The organism is Massilia sp. NBRC 108631 (assembly GCF_059704565.1).
Genome location: NZ_BAAKJE010000073.1, coordinates 1 through 227 on the forward strand (window position 1 = coordinate 1; position 227 = coordinate 227).

Genomic DNA, 227 nt, shown 5'->3' on the forward strand with positions numbered 1-227 from the left:
CCCCCCCCCCCCCCCCCCCCCCCCCCCCCCCCCCCCCCCCCCCCCCCCCCCCCCCCCCCCCCCCCCCCCCCCCCCCCCCCCCCCCCCCCCCCCCCCCCCCCCCCCCCCCCCCCGCCCCCCCCCCCCCCCCCCCCCCCCCCCCCCCCCCCCCCCCCCCCCCCCCCCCCCCCCCCCCCCCCCCCCCCCCCCCCCCCCCCCCCCCCCCCCCCCCCCCCCCCCCCCCCCCC

Annotated in this window: 1 protein-coding gene; it reads right to left on the reverse strand. The window is 100.0% G+C overall.

Annotated elements, in window-relative coordinates:
- Nucleotides 1-227: hypothetical protein (locus tag AC6H42_RS09380; protein WP_497547896.1), on the reverse strand; the 227-nt coding region annotated here is incomplete at both ends.